Annotated in this window: 23 protein-coding genes and 1 tRNA gene; 16 read left to right on the forward strand and 8 right to left on the reverse strand. The window is 43.6% G+C overall.

Annotated features, from left to right (window positions below; genetic code table 11):
• Positions 1-41: 41 nt before the first annotated feature.
• From AAAA78_RS01065 to AAAA78_RS01075, 3 genes are all read left to right on the forward strand, one after another.
• Positions 42-755 carry a response regulator transcription factor gene (locus AAAA78_RS01065; protein WP_340589889.1) on the forward strand — a complete coding sequence of 238 codons (714 nt, stop codon included), beginning with the start codon at positions 42-44 and terminating at the stop codon, positions 753-755.
• An 80-nt stretch (positions 756-835) separates the two neighbouring features.
• Positions 836-1,780: a protein-glutamine glutaminase family protein gene (locus AAAA78_RS01070; protein WP_340589890.1), complete on the forward strand. Its 945-nt coding sequence runs from the start codon at positions 836-838 to the stop codon at positions 1,778-1,780.
• Positions 1,777-2,055, forward strand: coding sequence for a hypothetical protein (locus tag AAAA78_RS01075; RefSeq protein ID WP_340589891.1), 279 nt, complete (start codon positions 1,777-1,779; stop codon positions 2,053-2,055). Before AAAA78_RS01070 ends, AAAA78_RS01075 begins: the two co-directional genes overlap by 4 nt.
• Here AAAA78_RS01075 and AAAA78_RS01080 read toward each other — a convergent pair.
• The 4 genes from AAAA78_RS01080 to AAAA78_RS01095 are packed head-to-tail and all read right to left on the reverse strand — an operon-like array spanning position 2,052 to position 6,217.
• The gene (locus AAAA78_RS01080; RefSeq protein WP_340589892.1) at positions 2,052-3,410 is read right to left on the reverse strand and encodes a DEAD/DEAH box helicase; all 1,359 of its coding nucleotides are present in this window, start codon (positions 3,408-3,410) and stop codon (positions 2,052-2,054) included. The genes AAAA78_RS01075 and AAAA78_RS01080 overlap by 4 nt on opposite strands.
• A gap of 29 nt (positions 3,411-3,439) precedes the next feature.
• Positions 3,440-4,369, reverse strand: coding sequence for a tRNA adenosine(34) deaminase TadA (gene tadA / locus AAAA78_RS01085; RefSeq protein WP_340589893.1), 930 nt, complete (start codon positions 4,367-4,369; stop codon positions 3,440-3,442).
• Entirely contained in the window at positions 4,369-5,118 is a 750-nt protein-coding gene (locus AAAA78_RS01090) for a TerC family protein (RefSeq protein ID WP_340589894.1), read from the reverse strand. Before AAAA78_RS01090 ends, tadA begins: the two co-directional genes overlap by 1 nt.
• Positions 5,119-5,155: 37 nt before the next feature.
• On the reverse strand, positions 5,156-6,217 hold the full coding sequence (locus AAAA78_RS01095; RefSeq protein ID WP_340589895.1) for a hypothetical protein: 1,062 nt from the start codon (positions 6,215-6,217) through the stop codon (positions 5,156-5,158).
• 172 nt (positions 6,218-6,389) lie between these two features.
• Between AAAA78_RS01095 and rpsU the strand changes: the two genes are divergently transcribed.
• The 6 genes from rpsU to AAAA78_RS01125 all read left to right on the forward strand — a co-directional run bounded on the left by rpsU (position 6,390) and on the right by AAAA78_RS01125 (position 11,633).
• Positions 6,390-6,584, forward strand: a complete 195-nt coding sequence (rpsU, locus tag AAAA78_RS01100) for a 30S ribosomal protein S21 (protein ID WP_041872727.1) — start codon at positions 6,390-6,392, stop codon at positions 6,582-6,584.
• Positions 6,585-6,680: 96 nt separating this feature from the next.
• Positions 6,681-7,127 (forward strand): GatB/YqeY domain-containing protein, encoded by a 447-nt coding sequence (locus AAAA78_RS01105; RefSeq protein ID WP_295898900.1) that lies wholly within the window; start codon positions 6,681-6,683, stop codon positions 7,125-7,127.
• A 51-nt stretch (positions 7,128-7,178) separates the two neighbouring features.
• Entirely contained in the window at positions 7,179-9,038 is a 1,860-nt protein-coding gene (gene dnaG / locus AAAA78_RS01110) for a DNA primase (protein ID WP_340589896.1), read from the forward strand.
• A 14-nt stretch (positions 9,039-9,052) separates the two neighbouring features.
• Complete coding sequence (rpoD, locus tag AAAA78_RS01115; RefSeq protein ID WP_340589897.1) at positions 9,053-10,882, forward strand: RNA polymerase sigma factor RpoD; 1,830 nt, start codon at positions 9,053-9,055, stop codon at positions 10,880-10,882.
• 152 nt (positions 10,883-11,034) lie between these two features.
• On the forward strand, positions 11,035-11,496 hold the full coding sequence (locus tag AAAA78_RS01120; protein ID WP_340589898.1) for a hypothetical protein: 462 nt from the start codon (positions 11,035-11,037) through the stop codon (positions 11,494-11,496).
• 60 nt (positions 11,497-11,556) lie between these two features.
• A tRNA-Met gene (locus AAAA78_RS01125) sits at positions 11,557-11,633 on the forward strand.
• A gap of 330 nt (positions 11,634-11,963) precedes the next feature.
• Here AAAA78_RS01125 and AAAA78_RS01130 read toward each other — a convergent pair.
• From AAAA78_RS01130 to AAAA78_RS01140, 3 genes are read right to left on the reverse strand one after another with little or no spacing between them, the layout of a single operon-like run.
• Complete coding sequence (locus tag AAAA78_RS01130; RefSeq protein ID WP_340589899.1) at positions 11,964-12,422, reverse strand: hypothetical protein; 459 nt, start codon at positions 12,420-12,422, stop codon at positions 11,964-11,966.
• A complete protein-coding gene (locus AAAA78_RS01135) occupies positions 12,422-13,051 on the reverse strand; it encodes a type II toxin-antitoxin system MqsA family antitoxin (protein WP_340589900.1) in 630 nt (209 codons plus the stop codon). The genes AAAA78_RS01130 and AAAA78_RS01135 overlap by 1 nt, the downstream gene beginning before the upstream one ends.
• Positions 13,044-13,487: a hypothetical protein gene (locus AAAA78_RS01140; protein WP_340589901.1), complete on the reverse strand. Its 444-nt coding sequence runs from the start codon at positions 13,485-13,487 to the stop codon at positions 13,044-13,046. The genes AAAA78_RS01135 and AAAA78_RS01140 overlap by 8 nt, the downstream gene beginning before the upstream one ends.
• A gap of 235 nt (positions 13,488-13,722) precedes the next feature.
• On the opposite strand from AAAA78_RS01140, the gene AAAA78_RS01145 reads away from it, so the two are divergent.
• Positions 13,723-14,226, forward strand: a complete 504-nt coding sequence (locus tag AAAA78_RS01145) for a terminase small subunit-like protein (RefSeq protein ID WP_340589902.1) — start codon at positions 13,723-13,725, stop codon at positions 14,224-14,226.
• Here the strand turns inward: AAAA78_RS01145 and AAAA78_RS01150 are convergent.
• Complete coding sequence (locus AAAA78_RS01150) at positions 14,223-14,573, reverse strand: helix-turn-helix domain-containing protein (RefSeq protein ID WP_340589903.1); 351 nt, start codon at positions 14,571-14,573, stop codon at positions 14,223-14,225. The genes AAAA78_RS01145 and AAAA78_RS01150 overlap by 4 nt on opposite strands.
• Before the next feature lie 125 nt (positions 14,574-14,698).
• Here AAAA78_RS01150 and AAAA78_RS01155 point away from each other — a divergent pair, with 125 nt between their 5' ends.
• The 6 genes from AAAA78_RS01155 (at position 14,699) to infA (ending at position 20,476) form a co-directional block, all read left to right on the forward strand.
• Positions 14,699-15,295 carry a hypothetical protein gene (locus tag AAAA78_RS01155; RefSeq protein WP_340589904.1) on the forward strand — a complete coding sequence of 199 codons (597 nt, stop codon included), beginning with the start codon at positions 14,699-14,701 and terminating at the stop codon, positions 15,293-15,295.
• A gap of 488 nt (positions 15,296-15,783) precedes the next feature.
• Complete coding sequence (locus AAAA78_RS01160) at positions 15,784-18,099, forward strand: DNA primase family protein (protein WP_340589905.1); 2,316 nt, start codon at positions 15,784-15,786, stop codon at positions 18,097-18,099.
• Positions 18,099-18,539 carry a helix-turn-helix domain-containing protein gene (locus AAAA78_RS01165; protein WP_340589906.1) on the forward strand — a complete coding sequence of 147 codons (441 nt, stop codon included), beginning with the start codon at positions 18,099-18,101 and terminating at the stop codon, positions 18,537-18,539. The genes AAAA78_RS01160 and AAAA78_RS01165 overlap by 1 nt, the downstream gene beginning before the upstream one ends.
• Positions 18,529-19,626 (forward strand): tyrosine-type recombinase/integrase, encoded by a 1,098-nt coding sequence (locus tag AAAA78_RS01170; RefSeq protein ID WP_340589907.1) that lies wholly within the window; start codon positions 18,529-18,531, stop codon positions 19,624-19,626. Before AAAA78_RS01165 ends, AAAA78_RS01170 begins: the two co-directional genes overlap by 11 nt.
• Before the next feature lie 283 nt (positions 19,627-19,909).
• Positions 19,910-20,215, forward strand: a complete 306-nt coding sequence (locus AAAA78_RS01175; protein ID WP_340589908.1) for an RNA recognition motif domain-containing protein — start codon at positions 19,910-19,912, stop codon at positions 20,213-20,215.
• A 36-nt stretch (positions 20,216-20,251) separates the two neighbouring features.
• Positions 20,252-20,476 (forward strand): translation initiation factor IF-1, encoded by a 225-nt coding sequence (gene infA / locus AAAA78_RS01180; protein ID WP_340589909.1) that lies wholly within the window; start codon positions 20,252-20,254, stop codon positions 20,474-20,476.
• Positions 20,477-20,488 lie beyond the last annotated feature (12 nt).

Genomic DNA, 20,488 nt, shown 5'->3' on the forward strand with positions numbered 1-20,488 from the left:
TACTGCTTGTTTTTTTAACCTGATCGGGTGATGCTTCAAATATGAACATGTTTACGGCTAATCCAAGAGGTGCAGACTTGGCTGCTAAAAAGATTGTAATCGTAGATGACTATGAAGAGAGCTGTAAGCTTCTTGCAGAAATTTTGAGCTCTACCTACGAGTGCTCGTACACTTCGGATAGTACATCTGCAGTAAAGCTTATTAATGAAAAAAGACCTGATCTAATTCTCCTAGATTATAAAATGCCTGGCGTGATGGGCGTTGATGTTTGTCGTATGGTTCGCGAAACAGAATCGACGAAAAACACACCGATCATTTTTGTTTCTGGAGCAGCAACGATTGATGAAAGAATCAAAGCTTTCGAAACAGGCGCTGATGATTTCATCTCTAAACCTTTCCACGTGAAAGAGTTGATTCTTAGAATTAAAGCGCGCTTGTCAGAAAAAGAACCAGAAATGGCTTCGGAACTTGTGGCTGCAAACTTGCGTATGAATCTTTTGTCTCGCCAAGTTTTCGTCGATGGAGATGAAGTGAGTCTCACACCTAAGCAATTTGATATTTTAAAATTGCTTGTCGCTGGCAAAAACAATCTTGTCACTCGTGACAAGTGTTTGTCCGAGATTTGGGGAGACACGGAAGTAACTTCACGTAACGTGGATTCTCAGATCAACTACTTGAAACGTAAAATTGCAAAATTCAACGGCCGCATCGTGGCTGTCCCTTCTTTGGGTTACAGATTGGAAGCGCAAGAATAGTCTTGCGCTGTCCTTTTAATAAGCCCGACTCAAGTCCAGCTCTCATTTAGCGAATCCATGAAAATCCGATAAGAAAGCCTATGCAGCTACGTCGGTTTTTACTCTTAATTCTATTTCTTTTTACTCTTCCTGTTTGGGCGATCAGTCCCGAGCTGTTGTGTGATCAAGCGAAGATCGAAGAGCTGACGCCGTCTGAAAAAGCCAACATGGAAGAGGTCTGCATGTATGCAGGCCAGTACCAAGAGTCTTCCCTTCCGGATGCGAATGCTACATTTTCTAAAAAATTTCGCGATGGAAAAGCCAATGTCTATGACTATTCGGATTTTTTCAATAGCTTCACGAAATCCTTAAACTCAGTCAATCGAGCTGAGAAGTGTGACCCGAAGAAAGACAATCCTCGTGTTGCCTATCCTAGTGTGAACATCGAAAAAACAGCGGCGGGCACAATTCCCGTATCCGTTGTAAAAGAAGAAGAGCTTAATAAAATCTTCTCTGAAATTTCCAAAGATCCAAAATACGCTTTTGACGTTGTTGAAAATGGCTGTTGGGCAAGAGCGCACATCATGGCGCGCGAATTAGAAAAACGCGGCATTCGTGTGGCGAAAATTTTTGCCGAAGGTGCTTTGGCTGTTGAAACTAAGAAGGCGCTCAACGGTGAAGGAGTGATGTGGACTTATCATGTGGCTCCGGTAATTGCCGTTGAAACGAAGAACGGTGTTGAGCTGCGGGTGATTGATCCTGCGATGTTTGATCGTGCGGTTCCTGTGAAAACGTGGACTGATAGAATGCTTCCGAACAAACAATTTAAAGACAATGTTGAGCTTTACATGACAGATCGTTTTGTTTTAGATCCTCTGCGCGGTGGAAGCCTTAAATCCATTCATGAGGACCCAAGCCGTGGACGATGGCATATGGCTGAAACGGTGATGGCAGAACAAGAACTAGAAATGCGTCGCCGTGATTTGGAAGATCGCGAAATTCAAAAAGCTTATTTTAAGAAACTTCAACAAGAAGGAAAGTTATGAAGTATTTGATTGCGACACTTTTTCTTTTTGTGGGTTTTTCAAGCTTTGCAGAAACTCCGACTTTAAAAACACAAAACTTCATTGATCGCGTTTACAAAATCAAAACGATCAAAGAAAAGTCGTTCATCACTTTTCATCGTGAACCCGTGCTTTATGAAGTCGAACAGAATAAAACGGTTTTGGGTAAGCTTGAAAAAAGTCAGAAGGCCCAAAAACCTGTCGCCGTGACGGTCGATCCTCTGACTAGAAAAATCTTAGAAGTCAAAGGCCCCTAGTTGCGGGGACCTTTTTTGCCAGAAAACTTTTTGTGAGAACCGCCGCTTTTAGATGCGCCACCACCGTGACCGCCACCTTTTGAAGGATGGCCTCCGCCTTTATTTCCAAAAGGTCTTTTCTTTGCGTAATTGCGTTGCTTGTTTTCTTTTTTCTGACCTTCAAGCATTGCCTTCGCTTTACCAGGACTCATCACAGCCGCTTTTTCAATCGCCTCTGAATGGAAAGGTTGATCTTTATCCAAAGGAATCGGCTGACGCGTGATCTTTTCAATCGCAAAGATGAAAGATCTTTCTTCCGCTGTCGCAAAAGAAATCGATTGTCCGGAAGCACCTGCGCGCGCTGTTCTTCCGATACGGTGAACATAGCTTTCAGGAATGTGCGGGATTTCAAGATTGATCACATGAGTAATGCCTTCAATATCAATACCACGTGCCGCGATTTCAGTAGCTACCAAGACGCGAATTTTACCCGTGCGGAAATCCTCAAGCGCTCTTTGACGAGCGGATTGGGATTTATCACCGTGAATGCCAGCAGCTTCCACTCCTGCTTTCACGAGTTTATCGACAACGCGGTTGGCCCCGTACTTCATTTGCACGAAAACCAAAACTTTAAAAAGACTGTTGTCTTTAAGAAGATGTAAAAGAAGATCCAGTTTGTCTTTTTTCTCAACGTACATCACACGCTGTTCAACTTTTTCAGCCGTCGATGATGTTGGAGTCACTTCTACTTTTTTAGGATTCACCAAAATGCTGTGAGCCAGTTTTTGAATCTCTGGCGGCATCGTTGCGGAGAAAAACAAGTTGTGACGTTTCTTTGGAAGAAGCGGCACAATTTTTTTAATATCTTGCATGAAGCCCATATCGAGCATGCGATCGGCTTCATCTAAAACAAAAATCTCAACACGGTCTAAGTGTAAAAACTTTTGTTGATACAAATCCATCAAGCGACCCGGAGTCGCAATCAGGATGTCTACGCCTTCTTGCAATGCCTTCACTTGCGGAGCTTGCCCGACGCCACCAAAGATCACGGCGTGTTTGAGTTTTAAGTGATTGCTATAAGCCACGATGTTTTCGTGGATTTGAATCGCAAGTTCGCGAGTCGGAGTCAAAATCAAAGCGCGAGGGCGTTTGGATTCACGGCGCGTTTGATGTTTAGAAAGATTTTGCAACATCGGCAAAGAAAACGCCGCTGTTTTTCCAGTTCCAGTTTGTGCGATCCCTAAAAGGTCGTGTCCTTCAAGAATAACAGGAATTGCCGCCAATTGAATTGGGGTTGGGTGTTCGTAACCTGCTTCTTTTAAAGAAAATTGAAGAGGAGCAATTAAAGGGAGATCAGTAAATTTTGTCGTTGTCATGAAAGGCCACTTGTAACAGCCCCCCAAGATTAGCGCAAGACCGATTTCTTTAAGGCCGTTTTAACGAGCTTCTGTACAGCCCAAAGGATGTCTTTATTATACGCAAACACCTCAGGAACGCGTTTAACGTCAATCCACTCCACTCCTTTGTGGTAATCAGCATCGTCGACTTTATGAGGCGGAGTCCATTCCTGATCTAAAATGCCGACGTAAAAAACCGTGCGACAGGCGTGAATATTCCCATTCCAAAGAAAGTCATATTTGCGCTCAAAAGCAGTTTCTTTAAGAATACGAACTTTATATCCGGTTTCCTCTAAGCATTCACGGGCTGCGGACTGCACAGAAGTTTCACCAACTTCAATCGCACCACCAGGAACAAAAAAATATTTTTCCTGTGAAGTCGGATCAACCGCATGAAAGCCGAGAATTTTATTTTTATGAACAACAATCACTGACGAGCGATCACGGAAAATTTTTTGCGCTTTTTCCGTTTTCTTTTCATCACGACGCTCTTGAAAAAAACCTTGAAGAAGATCCGCACATTCAGAAGCTAAAACTCCTGAAGTCACTTCCACCTGATGATTCAAACGAGAGTCATTTAAGATCTCATAAAGACTTTCAACAGCACCACCCTTAGGATCAGAAGCGCCATAGACCACTCGTTTAAGACGAGCTTGTTGAATAGCACCCGCGCACATCACACAAGGCTCTAACGTCACGTACAAAGTGCATTCACTAAGACGCCAGCTTTGTTTTTTTTGAGAAGCTTTATGAAGAGCAAAAAGTTCTGCATGTCCTAAAGGAGTTTGTTGTCTTTCGCGCGTATTAATCGCCCACGAAATCAACCCCTCAGGACCGACAAGCAAAGCCGCAATAGGCACTTCGCCTTTCTCTGCGGCTTTCTTGGCAAGGCTTAACGCCTTTTTCATCCATTTGATGTCTTCAGAGGAAGAATTCACTATTTTTCCTCAGCGATTCTTTCACGAAGTTTAACAGGCTCTTTTGGTTGCTTCTTGCGCATACGAATATTGAGCATTTCAACACCCACGGAAAATGCCATGGCGAAGTACACATATCCTTTTGGAATATGAACTTCCAAAGATTCGACGATCAATGTGAAACCGATCATCAATAGGAAACTCAATGCAAGAATTTTCAAAGACGGATGGGCATCCACAAAATTACTAATTGGTTTTGCCGCAAACATCATCACAAGTGTTGAAGCGATAACTGCTGCGATCATCACAGAAAGTTCGCTCACCATGCCAACAGCTGTGATCACAGAATCTAAAGAAAATACGATATCAAGCAAAAGAATCTGCACAATCACCGCATTAAAAGAAGCGGCGACATGGCCTGACTGACTTCCTTCAACACCTTCCAACTTGTGATTGATCTCCATCGTACTTTTCACGATCAAGAAAAGACCACCCAAAAGAAGAATCAAATCACGTCCGGAAATTTCTTGGCCAAACACAGCAAAAAGCGGAGCCGTCAGGCCAATAATCCAAGATAAAGAAAGAAGCAAAAGAATGCGCGTTCCGACAGCAAGGCCCAAGCCCGTGATGCGAGCCTTGTCTTGTTGTTCTTTAGGAAGTTTTCCAGCGAGGATCGAAATAAAAATAATATTGTCGATCCCCAGAACTAGTTCTAGGGCGAAAAGTGTAAAGAAGGCGATCCAAAGTTGCGGGTTCGTTAAAAGTTCCATTAAAGGCTTAACTCCTCGTATTTGGATCTTTTATAAACTAATTTGAAGGTGTTGGGTATCGCAGATCTTGGTTGTAGAAACTTTCCATCCAAGATTTTTTATCCCAGGTGTTCTTCCACTTTTGATCGAGCGAATATGCCGTTTGCGGAGTTTGAATTTGATAACTCCAATCACCTTGCAGGCTAAGTACGTGGAAAGTAAAACTCTCTGCAAAGTCCTCAAAAGGAGACACGGCTGCGTAAGTCGTTACGAAGTTTGTAGGTGCAAGCTCTTGATAGAATTGCTCAACGTCGGCAACAGATAAACTTTTGTTACAACCGTAAAAACACAAACTATCCCAAAGAGGAAAGTGATAGCCGTCTTTCGGAGTCACCGCATTTTTCCAACTTAAAGCACCCCAAGAATTTGGCACCGGAACAAGTTTTTGATATTCAGCCATATCACCGGTTTCAAGCTTGCACGTTTCTCCAGCGGGACAAACAAAGTCGTTGGCTTTATTGCTAAAATCAATGATGTGACCGAACTCATGAATCATCACGTATTGAAGAGCAGATAAAGATCCTGGCAGTGCGACTTCAACGCGGGGACCTTCTGGCATGTGAATAAAGGGAGCGGCTTTGATGCCGAACGCTTTTTGTTCTTTCCAACCGAAAACAGAGGTCGCATCGTAAGCTTGCTCTAAAAGAATTTTGCGAATTCCCATGAAAGAACCGACAACACCTTTTGTCGGTTCTTGGCGAACAATACCTGCGTAAGCCAAAGCCTCCATGTCTTCTTCGACATAAATTACGTCTAAACCGCAGAAGGCTTTTTGGATTTTTTCAGGAAGAATGTCATAGATTTTTTCAACCGGGTCCGCAAAGGACTCGCTGCCAGGAAGACATTGGCGGGTGCCCACAGGATTTTGAGTGGATTTTACCAAACACATGATCTGACGGATGCGATCGCGGCAGGTTGTTTGAGTCATCGGGGAGAACTGCTGCCCAGGAGTGCGAATAAACTTCAGTTCTCCGGGCTTTAAGATAAAGAAATCTTCGCTGGGACTTGCTTTGGCAGTTAATGATAAGCCTAATAATATCAGACAGATAAGAAATCTCATAAACACCCCTCGATGAATTTTTCCCATTCCTTGAGGACAGTGCCAATAAAAAAAGCACATGGAGAATAATAATTCATCGCGTCAGGACCCCAAGGCTTGCCCCTTTTATGCTGCTTTGTTATACACTCTGGTTCTTATTTCCACATCAGAAGGGCAGGTGATTGTCGTGGCAATGGTAAAGATCAAAGACGGTGAGTCTTTCGAATCTGCATTCAGAAAATTTAAAAAATCTTGCGAAAAAGCAGGTATTCTTTCTGAAGTTAAAAAACGTGAACACTTTGAAAAGCCTTCTGTAAGACTTAAAAAGAAATCTCTAGCGGCTCGTAAACGCGCTGTTAAGAAATCTAGAAAAGGTTGGAACGACTAATTCCTTTAGTGGACATTGGTTTTTTCAAGGAGGCGACCTAGTGTCGCCTCTGTTCTATCTACGCTTCAACATGTGAAGCAACCATGGAGGTCCTTAATGGAAATCAGAGATAAACTCGCTGCGGATGTTAAAGCCGCGATGATCGCAAAAGACTCCGCAAAATTGGGAGCTCTTCGTATGCTCCAAGCTGCGATCAAAAACCGCGAAATCGATATGCGTCCCGATCCAATCACTCCTGATGAAGTGTTGGGCGTTATCAAAAAATTAGTTAAACAAAGAAAAGAATCTATCGAGCAATTCTCTCAAGCAGGTCGCCAAGATCTTGTTGATCAAGAGACTGCGGAATTGAAAGTTCTTGAAGTTTATTTGCCAGCGCAAATGAGCCGTGAACAAATCGAAGCTCTCGTAACTCAAGTGATTGCAGCATTGGGTGCTAAGACAGTGAAGGACATGGGTCCTGTGATGAAAGAAGTCATCGCAAAATCTGGCGGCGCCGCAGACAACAAAGTAGTAAGCGAAGTTATCAAATCAAAGCTCGCGTAGTCGAAAAAGGTACCTGGTACCTTTTTCCTGAACTAATTTGTTGGAAGGTGCATGAGATTTAGCCAAGACTTTATCGAGAGAGTTTCCGAGGCCAATAACCTTGTCGATATTATCTCTCAATACACGCAGCTAAAACAAAGTGGTAGCGGCCTTATGGGCCGCTGTCCGTTTCCCGATCACGTTGAAAAAACAGCGTCATTCTCGGTTTCGGAGACAAAGCAGGTCTATCACTGCTTTGGTTGCCACAAAAGCGGAAACGTTTTTTCGTTTCTTCGCGATTATCAGGGCATGGGCTTTCCTGAGGCTGTCGAATATCTTGCAAATCGCGCCAGCATTCCGATGCCAGCTCCCGAAAAAGAAGACGAGGCCCGTGATCAGGCTGCTGACAAAAAGAAGTTGTTGTTAAAAGTAAATAAGCTCGCTGCTCATTATTTTTCAGAGCAACTTAAACGTGTTCCTCACGATCATCCTGTTCGTAAATACATCGCTAGCCGTGGCCTTTCTGACGAAGTTATTGAAACTTTCGGAGTGGGTTACGCGGTGGCGGAATGGGATGGCTTAGAAAAATATCTTGGCGGCAAACAAGTGCCTATGGCTTTGGCTGAAGAAGCGCGCTTAGTAAAGGCTCGCAACAATAAGTCCGGCTACTTTGATATTTTCCGTGACCGCCTCATGTTTCCGATTTTTTCTCCAATGGGAGAACCCATCGCATTTGGGGGGCGCTACCTTGAGAAAAAAGAAAATGAGCCGAAATATCTAAATTCCCCTGAGACTCCGGTCTTTATTAAGGGAAAAGTGCTCTACGGATTGTCACAAACAGCTCGTTACATCCGTAGTGACGATATGGCTTTGATTGTTGAAGGCTACATGGACCTAGTTTCTTTGTACCAGGCTGGCATCCGCAACGTGGTGGCGACCATGGGAACCGCTTTGACTCCAGATCACGGGAAAATGCTGAAGCGTATGACGAAGAACGTAGTGGCGCTATTTGACGGCGACTCTGCGGGAATGGAAGCGGCGGAAAGAAGTTTGCCGATCTTGCTTGCGGCGGACTTGTATCCGAAGGGTTTGACTCTTCCGAACAACATGGACCCTGATGATTATGTGAAAAAATACGGAGCTGACGCTTTGAAAGTGGAACTTGAGCGTGCTCCAGATTTGTTCGTGATGATTTTAGCTCGATGGATGGAAGGTTATCGTGGCGAAGCTTCAGAAAAAGTGAAGCTTGCTGATAAATTGAAACCGTTATTTGAGACTATTCCGGATTTGCGATTACGGGACTTGTATTTGGCGGAATCTGCGCAGAAGATGGGCGTAACTCTTCCCTGGCTGCGTCAAGCTGTGGGCTTGCAAAGCAGTGGCCCTGTATATTCACAAAATCGCCCTGCAATGACTAGAACGGTGCAGCCAAGTGCTCCGGCTAACCAAAAAGCCCCCGAAGCGGTGTCACAACCTGTAGAGGGAGGCAAAATCAGCCTCAAAGGAGCCTCTAAAGCAGAGATTCTGCTATTAGGATTGGTACTCAAAAGTCGTGCCAATTTCGAGCATTTTGAGAGTGAAAAATTGATTGAGAACGTTGCGCATGAGGGAGTGAAAAAGATCCTTGAAAAGGCGACGGATGTGTATAGACAAGATCTTAATAAGTTTGATAAATTGACCAGTCTGCTTGTCTCTTACGTTGATCAGCCTGAATATCTATTTCAAGTTGGGCCCACTCCCGAGGCTGAACCAGGGTTCGACGAAGAGGCAGAGACGAAGCTCTTGCGTGATTGCTTTAAGCGCGTGAAAGAAAACTTCCTAAGAGAGCAAGCAAAGCAATTGGCGAGAGATCTTAAAAACGAACCTAGTTCGGAAAAGTTGGAACAGATTATGAATATTCAGAGAAATCGAATCTCTCTGAATAAAGGGTAAAAGGCGGGGTATTGATGAAACCGAACCTACCAAACAAACAAGAGAAAGAGCCAGTAAAGGTTCTTTCTTTGCAGGAACAAGAAACGTTGATTAAAGAAGAAATTCAACGGTTTCTGAAGCTTGCAAAGGAAAAAGGCGCGTTGACGATTGAAGAAATCAACGACCTTCTTCCACCTGAAATTATCGCTCCTTCAGTGCTCGATGCATTCATGCACGCGCTTGAGGGTGGTGGTGTAGTAATTTCAGACTTGTCTGAAACTTCGAAAGAAGAAGAGGGCGAAGGATCTTTCCTTGAAAGCCCGGATTCTGAAGACGAAGAAGTAGATGATGAAGAAAAAGCAGAAAGCGAAGACGTTAAGGGCAACGACCCTGTTCGTCTTTACTTGCGTAAAATGGGAAGCGTGTCACTTCTTACTCGTGAGGGTGAAGTTGAGATCGCTCGTCGTATCGAAAAAGGGGAGCGCGAAATCGTTCGTGCGATCCTTTTGTCTCCACTAGGAACATACGAGATCATTCAACTTGGTAAGCGTCTTGATGAAGGACGTATCAAAGTTAAATCGATCTTCCGTGGTCTTGAGGACGAAGATACTCAATACGATGAGAAGGAATACATCGATAAGATTCATGAACTTATCGGTAAAGTGACTGAGTACCAAAAAGCGGCTGAGAAACATTTCTTGGTTCTTCGTAAAGAAGAAACGAATACTCCAGCTCGTCAAGCGGCTATGAAAGAACTTGTTGCGATGAACGACAAGCTCATGGCGAACTTCGAGTCTGTGAATTTCAACCGTAAGACAATCAATCGTATCGTGATCAAGTTCAAAAACTTGGTGAACCGTATCGGAACTCTTCGTCGTCGTATCAAAGACGGTGTGGAGCGTACGTTCTCTAAAGACGTTGCTGCAATGACAGAGCGTATGAAGCTGATCGATGCGAACGAAAAAGAATTAACAAGAATGACTCGCGATACGGGTTTGAATTACCAAAAATTCAAATCCTACGTATTGCAAGCTCAAGAGGCTGAGAAACGTATCGGCCGTCTTGATTCTGAAACAGAGATGAACCACAACTGGGTTAAGGAAACTTACACAGCGATTTGGAAAGGTGAGCGCGAAGCCGATGCAGCGAAGTCAGAACTCGTTGAAGCGAACTTGCGTCTCGTTGTTTCTATCGCGAAGAAGTACACAAACCGCGGTCTTCAATTCTTGGATTTGATCCAGGAAGGTAACATCGGTTTGATGAAAGCCGTTGATAAGTTCGAATACCGTCGTGGTTACAAGTTCTCGACTTATGCGACATGGTGGATCCGTCAAGCGATCACTCGCGCGATTGCCGACCAAGCTCGTACAATTCGTATCCCTGTTCACATGATCGAGACTATTAACAAGCTTGTTCGTACATCTCGCTATCTGATCCAGGAACTAGGCCGTGAGCCGACCCCTGAAGAGATCGCAGATAAAATGGACATGCCAGTTGATAAAGTTCGTAAAGTTTTGAAAATCGCAAAAGAGCCAATCTCTTTGGAAACTCCAGTGGGTGAAGAAGAAGATTCGCACTTAGGGGACTTTATCGAAGACAAAAAGGTTATCAATCCTGCAGAAGCGATTGTGAACCTGAACTTGGCAGAACAAACTCGCCGTGTTCTTTCGACATTGACTCCAAGAGAAGAAAAAGTTCTTCGTATGCGTTTCGGTATCGGTGAAGAATCTGACCATACTCTTGAAGAGGTGGGACAAGACTTCAACGTGACTCGTGAACGTATCCGTCAGATCGAGGCGAAAGCTCTTCGTAAGCTTCGTCATCCTTCTCGCAGCAACAAACTTAAGGCGTTTGTTGATAGCTAGTGCTCTCCAAGTGAGCTGATTTAAGCTTTTTGAAAGGGACTTTCTTCGGAAAGTCCCTTTTTTATTAGAATCTTTTCATCACTTTCAATCCTGACAAATCATTCTGAAATTTTCCTGTATGATTCCTCCAATTTTAAAACTGGAGGTTAAAAATGAAATCAGTTTTCTTCACGGCTGCTTTGCTTTTGTCTCACTCCGCTTTCGCTATTGATGCTGCCGATAAAGTTATTAAATCCGTTGAATGTTCTGCCGAAAAAACCCCTGACTTGGTTCAGTACACAGGCAACGACACGGTCGCGACTGTTTACTTAAGGGCAGAACGCACGACGCCTGATGAGCCGTTACTTATCAATTATACGGAAGAGTTTTGGGCGACGACAGGAAACGGTCTTCAGCACCGTATGATCACGATCCGTGATGTTGCGTGCACGACACAATGGTATCGCACTCGGGCTTCTTCGTTTGTAGGACGTGCTCACTTCGAATTGACTTGCTATGATGGCGGCTCTCTTGTGCGACTGGATTTGGATTCTAAAGCTAAAAATGGAGTTTACTTGGGAATTGCAGGACAAACAGGTCGGTTTGCTTTAGCTTGTTCGTATACGAAGTTTTGATCCGCCACTCCGCGGTTGATCGTGTTCGCTATGTTTGATACCTTAAAGCCTCTCGGTAGTGGGGGGCTAGCTTAGTTGGTTAAAGCACGGTGCTCATAACACTGGGATCGGGGGTTCAAGTCCCTCGCCCCCTACCATTTTCCGCTGTACTAAATTCGATCTGAAGCGAATCAATCAAAAGAAAAATCAAAACAATAATTTAGTAGGAGCAACGTATACTTGCAGCCACTCGGCCAAATCATTCGACATCATCGGAAATAATTCGAGTTGTAAGAAGTGTGTTAGTAAGCGCTGTTGGATTTTTAAAATTCTAACAGGATGTCTGATGTGTGAGTGTGGCGTCGAAAAAAAGTGACCCCCCGGGGGTCTTCTTTTTGTTTCGGGAGGGGGTACACCCCCCAAAAACTTTCAAATATGGGACCCGTTTTTAAAGGTCCCTTTTCTAACCGGGATAAAAATTTCTGATATTACTTTGCGGATCGTTTATCAAGGATTTCTAGTGCAGGTCCACCAGTAGAAACTAGATCTTTAATGATCTCATAAGTGTTAACTGGCGGAAGTAGTAGTAGCATATGATTATTAGAAAAATAGTAATTAACTTTTTCTCTAATGAATGGGTAAAGCAAGGCAAGCATATTTGGCAGCAGAGGAACTTGATTAAGATCAGTAAGTGGATTTACCAAGGGATTAGATAAATCAATATCTGCCATAATTTCAATTACACAGCCAGCAAGAGGAGAATCTCCTTCTTTTAAATGAGAGGAGATCGACATTCCAAACAGCAATTTAATTTTATTATCGGATTCAACTACAAGTGCGATGCGGAAAGCCTGATTATACTCAGCATCTTTTCCGGGATCTTTTATATAGATGCCCTCAATTCGAGGAAAATATAATCTTTGTAGAGTGAAACTGTTATTTGTCATTATGCTGCCAGTGCGTAGTCAGAACCCGCTTGGGGCAGAGTAGTCTCATTACTTCCGCCGCCAATAAGCTTCTTGATGGGTTGAAATTCTTTGGTGTGTGCAGTTGTGCTATGATCTGGAAAGTTTCGGGTGTTCGTAATAGTGGGTTGTCTATATCTCCACTCCAGTCCAAATTTATCGCAGAGAAGCTCATAGTCTTCTACTTCAAACTTGAATTTCTTCTCGTGCAATTTCTGAATAAACTCATAATTTTGTCTGCTAAAAATTGAAAGTCTTAGAAGAAGATCATAGGCATCACTAATTGGTGAGTAACCCTTTTCCCACTTCGTAAAAGCTTTTTCATTTACATTCAAAAAATGAGCAGCGCTTGATCTCGTTGGGAAATCTAAAGCAGTGCGAATATTTTCAATTAGTTTGGCATTCAAGCGATGTCTCGAGAGAGACGCGACTAGATTGCTAACACGCTGTTCTTCAGCGTAAGGAATCCACGAGTGTGCACACTCAGTATTCACGCAGTGATTAACATTCACATCTAAGACAATTTGGTTGCCAGAAGTATCCGTCGTATAGCTATCGTATTTTTCAGATCGGACCTCAACAGCGGAACCACACATTGGGCACTTAGACATACTTTACCTCTATTGTTTGTGTAGCTTCATGATAGTTAACTGCAACGTGCTTGACGTTCTTAGGTTGTTTTAACAAAGTGGCGCCATCCTTTATCTGCACTTTGAAGTATCTTACATGAGCAACATCTTTAATGACCACAGGGTACTCGACCGTAAGGTTCTGGGTCTGTTCCAAATGAGTCTTCCATGCTCGTCCATGTTCTTTGAGCTGATCAGCCGCAGTTTGCAGCACGTCCCACTTGCCCGTTTTATCTTTACTAAAGCAAGACATCGCCCGTGCACTCATCGGTGCTACCAATGAGTCTCCACCATTGCATACGCAATAGTTCATCAGCTCAATTAGGTCTTTGATTAGATCCTTATCTGTGATCTCTTGCGCCCCACCTGATGGGGTCCACTGATCAAATATAGGTTTCCAATCAACACCAGAACTCAAATTAACCCCTTAGGCTTAAAAGTGCAATATTGAACTTTAACACTTGGACTTTGCGCCGTAAACCCTATATTTATTTCTAAAAGGGATTTCTTACTGTCTGATAATGAGACACACAGTGATTCAAATAAATTAAATCTAATTTGAGCAAACAACAATATGTGTTGTTTTTTTAGACTCCTGTCTAGGTGATCCGGCGCGTAATTTACGCGAGCAATTTTCCTGATATTAACTAGTTATGGGCGAAGCAGAGGGGCGGCTTATTAATCAATTTCCATATGAAGTGCACCAGGTGCGCAGTCCGAATGGTGACTTAGTTTGGGTTCAAAAAGGCATTAACCCCGACAACATTTTTGGGGATAAGCGTCGTAGTGATTGGCCTTTCTCGCAGATCATCGCGGATCTAATTTGCCAAAAGATTATGGAAGGAGAATCACTCTCTGCTATTTGTAAGCAGGAGGGCTTTCCTTCATATAGTGTTGTTTGCCGCTGGCGTAACGAGCAGCCTCGTTTTAAAGATGACCTAGAACAAGCCTATAAAGATAGAGCCGAATACTATCTCGAGAAGGTCCTTGAGATTGCTGGAGCTATAGAACCCAACGAGAGTGCTCGTAAGGCCCGCATCAAACTTGATGCATATAAATGGTGTGCTGGTATCGCCGCACCAGAAGAGAAACCTTCAAGGCAGCAAGGCCCACTACTTGAGATTGTGGTGTCTACTGCTGATTCCAATTCGATTTAGGATTTCTTACCCTTATTTATTCTCACACATTGAGACACGATCTTAATGATTCGATCCTGATCATCTTTGGATAGAGGGCGGATCATTTGTGATAGCTGAGCAGCAACTTCTTTATGCTTTCCAGTGCCAGTATTTTCCTCAAATAGATCGGCTGGAGAAACGTTCAGAACATCGGAGACTGCGGTGATTACTTCAAAGGAAGGGCTGCGTGAACCGCTTTCGACATAAGAAAGGTACTGCGCAGTTATCCCCATCTTTTCCGATAGCTCTTCTTGGGTTAAGCCGGAGGCTTTTCGCAATCGCTTGATGTTGTTTCCAAACCATACTAGGTATTTGTTCTGATCCATAAACGCCCCCAATAGAAAGTTTATGGAACTTAGACGGTTAATTTAATCGACATACAGGCTATTAAATATAGCCATTAAATCTAAACTAGACTCAAGCTAATGACATCTATACCGAGATGTCTAATATGAAAAATCTTATACTTACGACAGCAATCATTTTGGTATCGGCATTCACTGCAAATGCAGCTAACTCGTCTGGAAAAGACGTTGATGTGGGAAGAGACTTAGCTCTCTCGATATACAAGTCTCACGCAGACAATAAAGACTTTTTAAGCTGCCTAGAAACTGTGGCATTCTTTCCCATTCGGTCATCTGCCGTTGGTATAGATATTGATGATGATCTTATGAGTACTATAGTTCTTGCGTGTGACTCCGCCGCAACCGAAGGAGTTCTTTCTGCTCAAGTGGCGGAGAGTCTTGAGGGCGCAGTAAAAAAGAAGACTCTATCAATTGATGGGTTTTTGATTATTATTCACTCGCTCTATTCATCGACTTTGAGATCTCATGCGAATGCTTTTGCCGTATCCGAAACTTGTGAAGGCCTTAGCAATAAGAAGCAAGTAGACATCTCTACGATAATGAAGAAGCAGAACTCTAAAGCTTTGGCTAAATTCTTGAATACGGACATTAAAACAGTTCTTAAGGAAGCTCACGTCAGCTCCTCATATCAGCCGCTACTAAAGAAAAGGTACGAAGAAATTCAGAAAGAAATTTCTAAGTAGTAATTTTCAATTCGCAATACCAGAAGCAGGCCCCTATAGACTTACCTTCCCTATGTCTATAGGCGCGTATAGGTATAGCTATAGACATGGACGACGCGTAAAAGAACACAAAATAAAATTATCAAATCACTTCAGTCACTTAGCGAGAAGCGAACCTCACGCCTCAAATTCCAGATTGACCGATTGTCAGAGCAACAATAAAAAGATCGCAGGGTAGCAGGAAACTGTTCTCCTCGCTGGGTAAGAAATCTTCTTACAGTTCCAGTCATAAAAAGAGGCGTGATACATTAGGCGAGAGCCGAGATTCTAAGTGCAGGGAAGCGTTAGCCGAGAGCCATGAGGCGAGCTGCTAGATCTATGATTCAATAAAATTCGAGGCGTGAGTTGATCTCATCGTTCGCTGCATTTCGTAGCGACGTTGTTTTAACTTTTTAATTTGCGTATATAGTTTTACGCGCCGGGCATTGCTGTGTCCGAAAGGCTCTCAAATGAAAAAGAAGTTGAACTCCAAAGTCACTTCTCGCTTGCAACGACAAGCAGTCACAAAGAAACCCAATACATTTCCAATCGACCAGAATGAGGTATGGTCATTTGTCAGTTTGCTAACTGGCTCTGTACGATCAAAGAATATCTTCACCGCTATTAAGAAATCTTCGATGGCAAAACCTCAAATCAAAACGATTGTTGGTTCTATCGAAGAAGCTTATCAGTCTCTAGTTGCCTGGAATAGAGACGGGTTTGATATTTTCATGGCGGTCAATGAGTGTGATGGGGATAGAAAGAATGAAAATGTAAAAGCAATTCGTGCGGTATTCTTCGACAACGATAGTGAGAATACTGTGGAGCCACCACTCGCCCCAACTTTTCAAGTGAAGTCTGGACGTGGCGGCCACGGCTACTTCCTTGTGAATGATATGCAAGTCGATGAGTTCACGAAGATTCAATCAGCCATTGCCAAATCTTTAGAAACAGATCCAACAGTAAAAGATCCAGCACGTTTGATGCGCGTCCCTGGGTTTGCTCATGTTAAAGATCCAAGTAACCCCAAGCCAGTTAGCATCTTTGCAAGGACTGACTTGGTTTACACAACGGAGCAAATCAAACAAGCCTTCCATGTCGTTGATCAATATGACGGATCTGCCAAATCTAAGAGCTCTCAGGGCGTGGCAAGTATCACTGATCGCAAGTTTAAAAGCTGGGCAAAAGATCTACCTACGGATGAAGGTAGCGCTAACCCCATGGGTGGCAGAAACAATACTGCACTCAACCTGGTGAGGGAGGGGCTTGCATTCGGCATGAAGAGATCAGTAATTGCAGGAGCTCTCGAGGACTACTGTCTACGTTCGGGTCTATCAGAGTCTGAAGTTGATGGAATGATTGCGCGTGAGGAAGAGGTTCATAAGAAGAAAATGTTCCAGCCGTACTTCCTAAATCAGAATGATAAGAAGCCCTCAGTTTCAGAATTGAGTAGTCTATTCATTCAGCATGAGAATTTGACGCCGGATCATATCCGCTTCTGGCGTGGCGAATTCTTTATTTATGATGGATCAAAGTATCAACAAATTAAGATGAGTGATCTAAGAGCTAGGGTTGTATCATTCCTTACTACTAGTGTTTACAGTGATAAGTTCCGTCTCCCTTGGGTTGACGAAGCCGTGACTGGTTTGACAGGCCTCGGTCATTTGTCTCCGAATATTGAGGCGGGAGCAGACATTCTTGAGCCCAACAAAAAGAAGAATCTTATCTTCCTAAAGAACTGCGTATTGAACCTTGACGAATCGAATGCCTGGAAAGTTGAGCAGTTGCCCCATGACCCCCGTTACTTCTCGCAAGTTGCGCTGCCCTACTGCTATGAGCCCAATGCTGAATGCAATTCATTCCTAAAGACTCTTAGTGAAATCCTTCCGGATAAAGATACAAGAGACTTCCTACAGGAGTGGTTCGGCTACAATCTGATTCACGATACGAGCCAAGGAAAGTTTCTTGTTCTTCTTGGTGAAGGTGCTAATGGCAAGACGGTCGTCTTGAGTGTGTTGACTGCGTTGATTGGTAAGCAGAACGTATCTGCGATTCCTCTTGAGAACTTCACAGCTACAAGAACATTTCCAATCGCCGTAACCATTGGAAAGCTTGCGAATGTTGTCGATGAGATGGGTCAGCTAAAGGGAGTGGAAGCAACTCTCAAACAATTTGTCAGTGGATCGCTGATGAATGTTGAACGCAAAGGAAAGGATGGCGTGGAGCAGAAGCCAACCGCGCGTCTCACCTTTGCAACGAACACGCTGCCAACATTCTATGACCGATCTGATGGATTGTGGCGCCGTATGATTGTCATCCCAATGCAAGTACAGATCCTTGATGAGTCGAAGCAGAATAAAAACCTGTCACGCGTAGAGTACTGGGAAAGATCAGAGGAGCTTGCTGGTATTTTGAATTGGGCTATCGCTGGATTGCAAAGACTCATGGGACGTGGGTACTTTGTTGAACCAAAATGTGCCTCTGAATTTAAGGCAGGCTTCCGTCAGGAATCAGATCATGTATCTTCTTTCATCGAAGAGCACCTGACTGAGAATGCAAAAGGTGAAGTCGGTGCGACGACACTCTACTCTAACTATACTTCTTACTCAAAATTCAACGGACACCCAGTGGTAACTAGTGCCGCATTTGCAGCGGCGATCCGTAAAGCATTTCCAAAAGCTATCAAATCCGATCAGCCAAAGGTAATGCGAGATAAAAGGCGCGAGCGCGTATGGAGTGGGCTCAGTCTTGAAAGCTTCGGAGGAACAGAGGGAGGGGCGTGGTAATGGCACAGGCTGCACAACCCTTTATTACTCCTCGGGTAAAATTGAATCAGAGAAAAGAAAGAAAATATAAAAGAGAGAATAGCCCCTGTGCAGTTGTGCGACAGGGGAACATCGCTTCAGATTCTGATGATGCGAAAAAGTTCTCAATTAAAAAAGTCGTCATCTCATCTGTTGACAACGATCAGAAGTTCCAGCATTTAGGCAGACCTAAAAACTCTCCCTCGCTAGAGAGTGAAAGTTCTTTGAAAACTGAAGAGGCTGAGTGGCTGACAAGTAAAGAGGCTGCTGACTATCTCCGTATCTCTGAGGGCACACTCAGGAATATGGCCAGTAACGGAAGGGTACCCTATGTAAAGTTAGGGAGATCGAACCGATATTCACGGAGTCAGTTGAATCAGTTGCTCCTTTCTAACAAGAGAGGAGTACTCAATGGGTATTAAGAAAGATCCCAAGACAGATCTTTATATTGTCAGCTATGCAAAACGACATCCGATTACACGCAAACCAGTTGGTCTAAAGAGAATTAACGTCAAGACTCTGGCTGAAGCAAAACGTATTCAAGCTGAGTTGATCGTATCGGTAAATGATAAAATCAAAGAGAAGGTTATGCCTACTTGGGGTACCTTTCTCACTCAATACTTTGAGAGTATGAAGCTGTCAGGACTAATGAACTCGACGATATATAATCGAGAGAAAGTACTGCGTTGTCATACGCTGCCCACATGGGGAGAAAAGTATATTGACGAAATTACTACCGAGGAGATTCACAAACTGCTGAATGCTAGGCTTGGCAACAATGCTGAGGCTCACAAGAAATTCTTTATCAAGTGCGTTCGCGGAGTATTCCAATATGCACTTGAGCAAGGGATTCTTGTAAGGAACCCCACGCCGCTATTGAAATTCAAAATCGCTGATAAGATTCACGCGGTATTGAATGAGGAACAGATTGTTCTTCTACTTCGTAAAGCTCAAGAGTTGAACTGGCCGTGGTATCCACACTATGCAGTAGCGCTGTTCACAGGTATGAGAAACGGAGAGATCTACGCGTTAACCTGGGACAAGGTGAATCTTGATAAGCGACAGATCTTAGTGAACGTGGCTTGGAATAGCAAGAATGGCTACAAGTCCACGAAGTCCGGTGATGATCGTATTATCGAGATCCCCACTCCATTGTTGCCTACGCTTAGACAGCTAAGGCTACAATCGGATGGGAGTGATTTTGTCCTGCCTAGATTAAATAAGTGGGACAAAGGCGATCAGGCCCGTGAGCTAAGATTTCTTCTTGCTTCATTGGGTTTACCACAGATTCGCTTTCATGATCTGCGAGCGTCCTGGGCTACGCTATTGCTGAGTAAAGGGGTAGCCCCTAGCAAAGTTATGGCAATGGGCGGATGGAAGGATATGGACACCATGATGATCTATATGCGCAAGGCTGGTATTGATATTAAGAACTCAACCAGTGTCCTTGATAATATGGAAACACACGGTGTCACCACTGGTAAGGTAGTCAAATTTAAGCCAGTGTAGGAAGTGGTCGGAATGGGAGTAAAGGGCTATTGAAATCATTAAACAATTTCAACCTCCGCACTCCCTACCATTTTGTTGTTTCTTCACACTTGATAATGAGCAAGACCTTATTCTATCTCAACTCTAACCACGTAGAGATGGCTGCTTATCAAAAATAAAATTATTTGGTTATATCTATTAGGACGTGGATCAGGTCTACTGATCCTACACGTCGTTCTCATTATTCAATTGATTCTCTTTTGTCTTCTGCGAATGGCCCCCGAAAGCTTTTAAGGAGGCAAATATGGGAAAGAAATTATACGTCGGAAATTTATCATACACAGTTGATTCAAATCAGCTTGCAAATCTTTTTGCAGAGTTTGGTACTGTTGATTCCGCAAATGTGATCACAGACAGAGAAACAGGCCGCAGTAAAGGTTTTGCATTCATCGAAATGTCTACAGATGGAGAAGCGCAAACAGCGATTCAAAAATTGAACGGTTCAGAAGTTTCTGGTCGTGCGATGAATATCTCTGAAGCGAAACCGCAAGAAAACCGTTCTGGTGGCAATCGTCGCAGCGGTGGTTTCAACTCTCGCCGTTCATACTAAATATCGGCGATTTCATTATCAATTAAGCAAAGGATTATGATGGCTAAAGACGATTTGGTCACCACGGATGGAAAAGTCGTGGATCTTTCCGGTGGAGGAGTTTACTCCATAACTCTTCCTAACGGGGTCTTAATCAAGGCCCGTTTGTGTGGAAAGATGAAAAAGTTTAATATTAAGGTTGTTGTAGGAGATCGGGTGAGCGTCGGAGTTTCGCCCTACGATCCCACTCACGGTTTGATCTTACATCGACATAAAATATAAGGGCCGTAAGGC

It is taken from the genome of Bdellovibrio sp. BCCA (genome assembly GCF_037996825.1).
Lineage (GTDB): Bacteria > Bdellovibrionota > Bdellovibrionia > Bdellovibrionales > Bdellovibrionaceae > Bdellovibrio.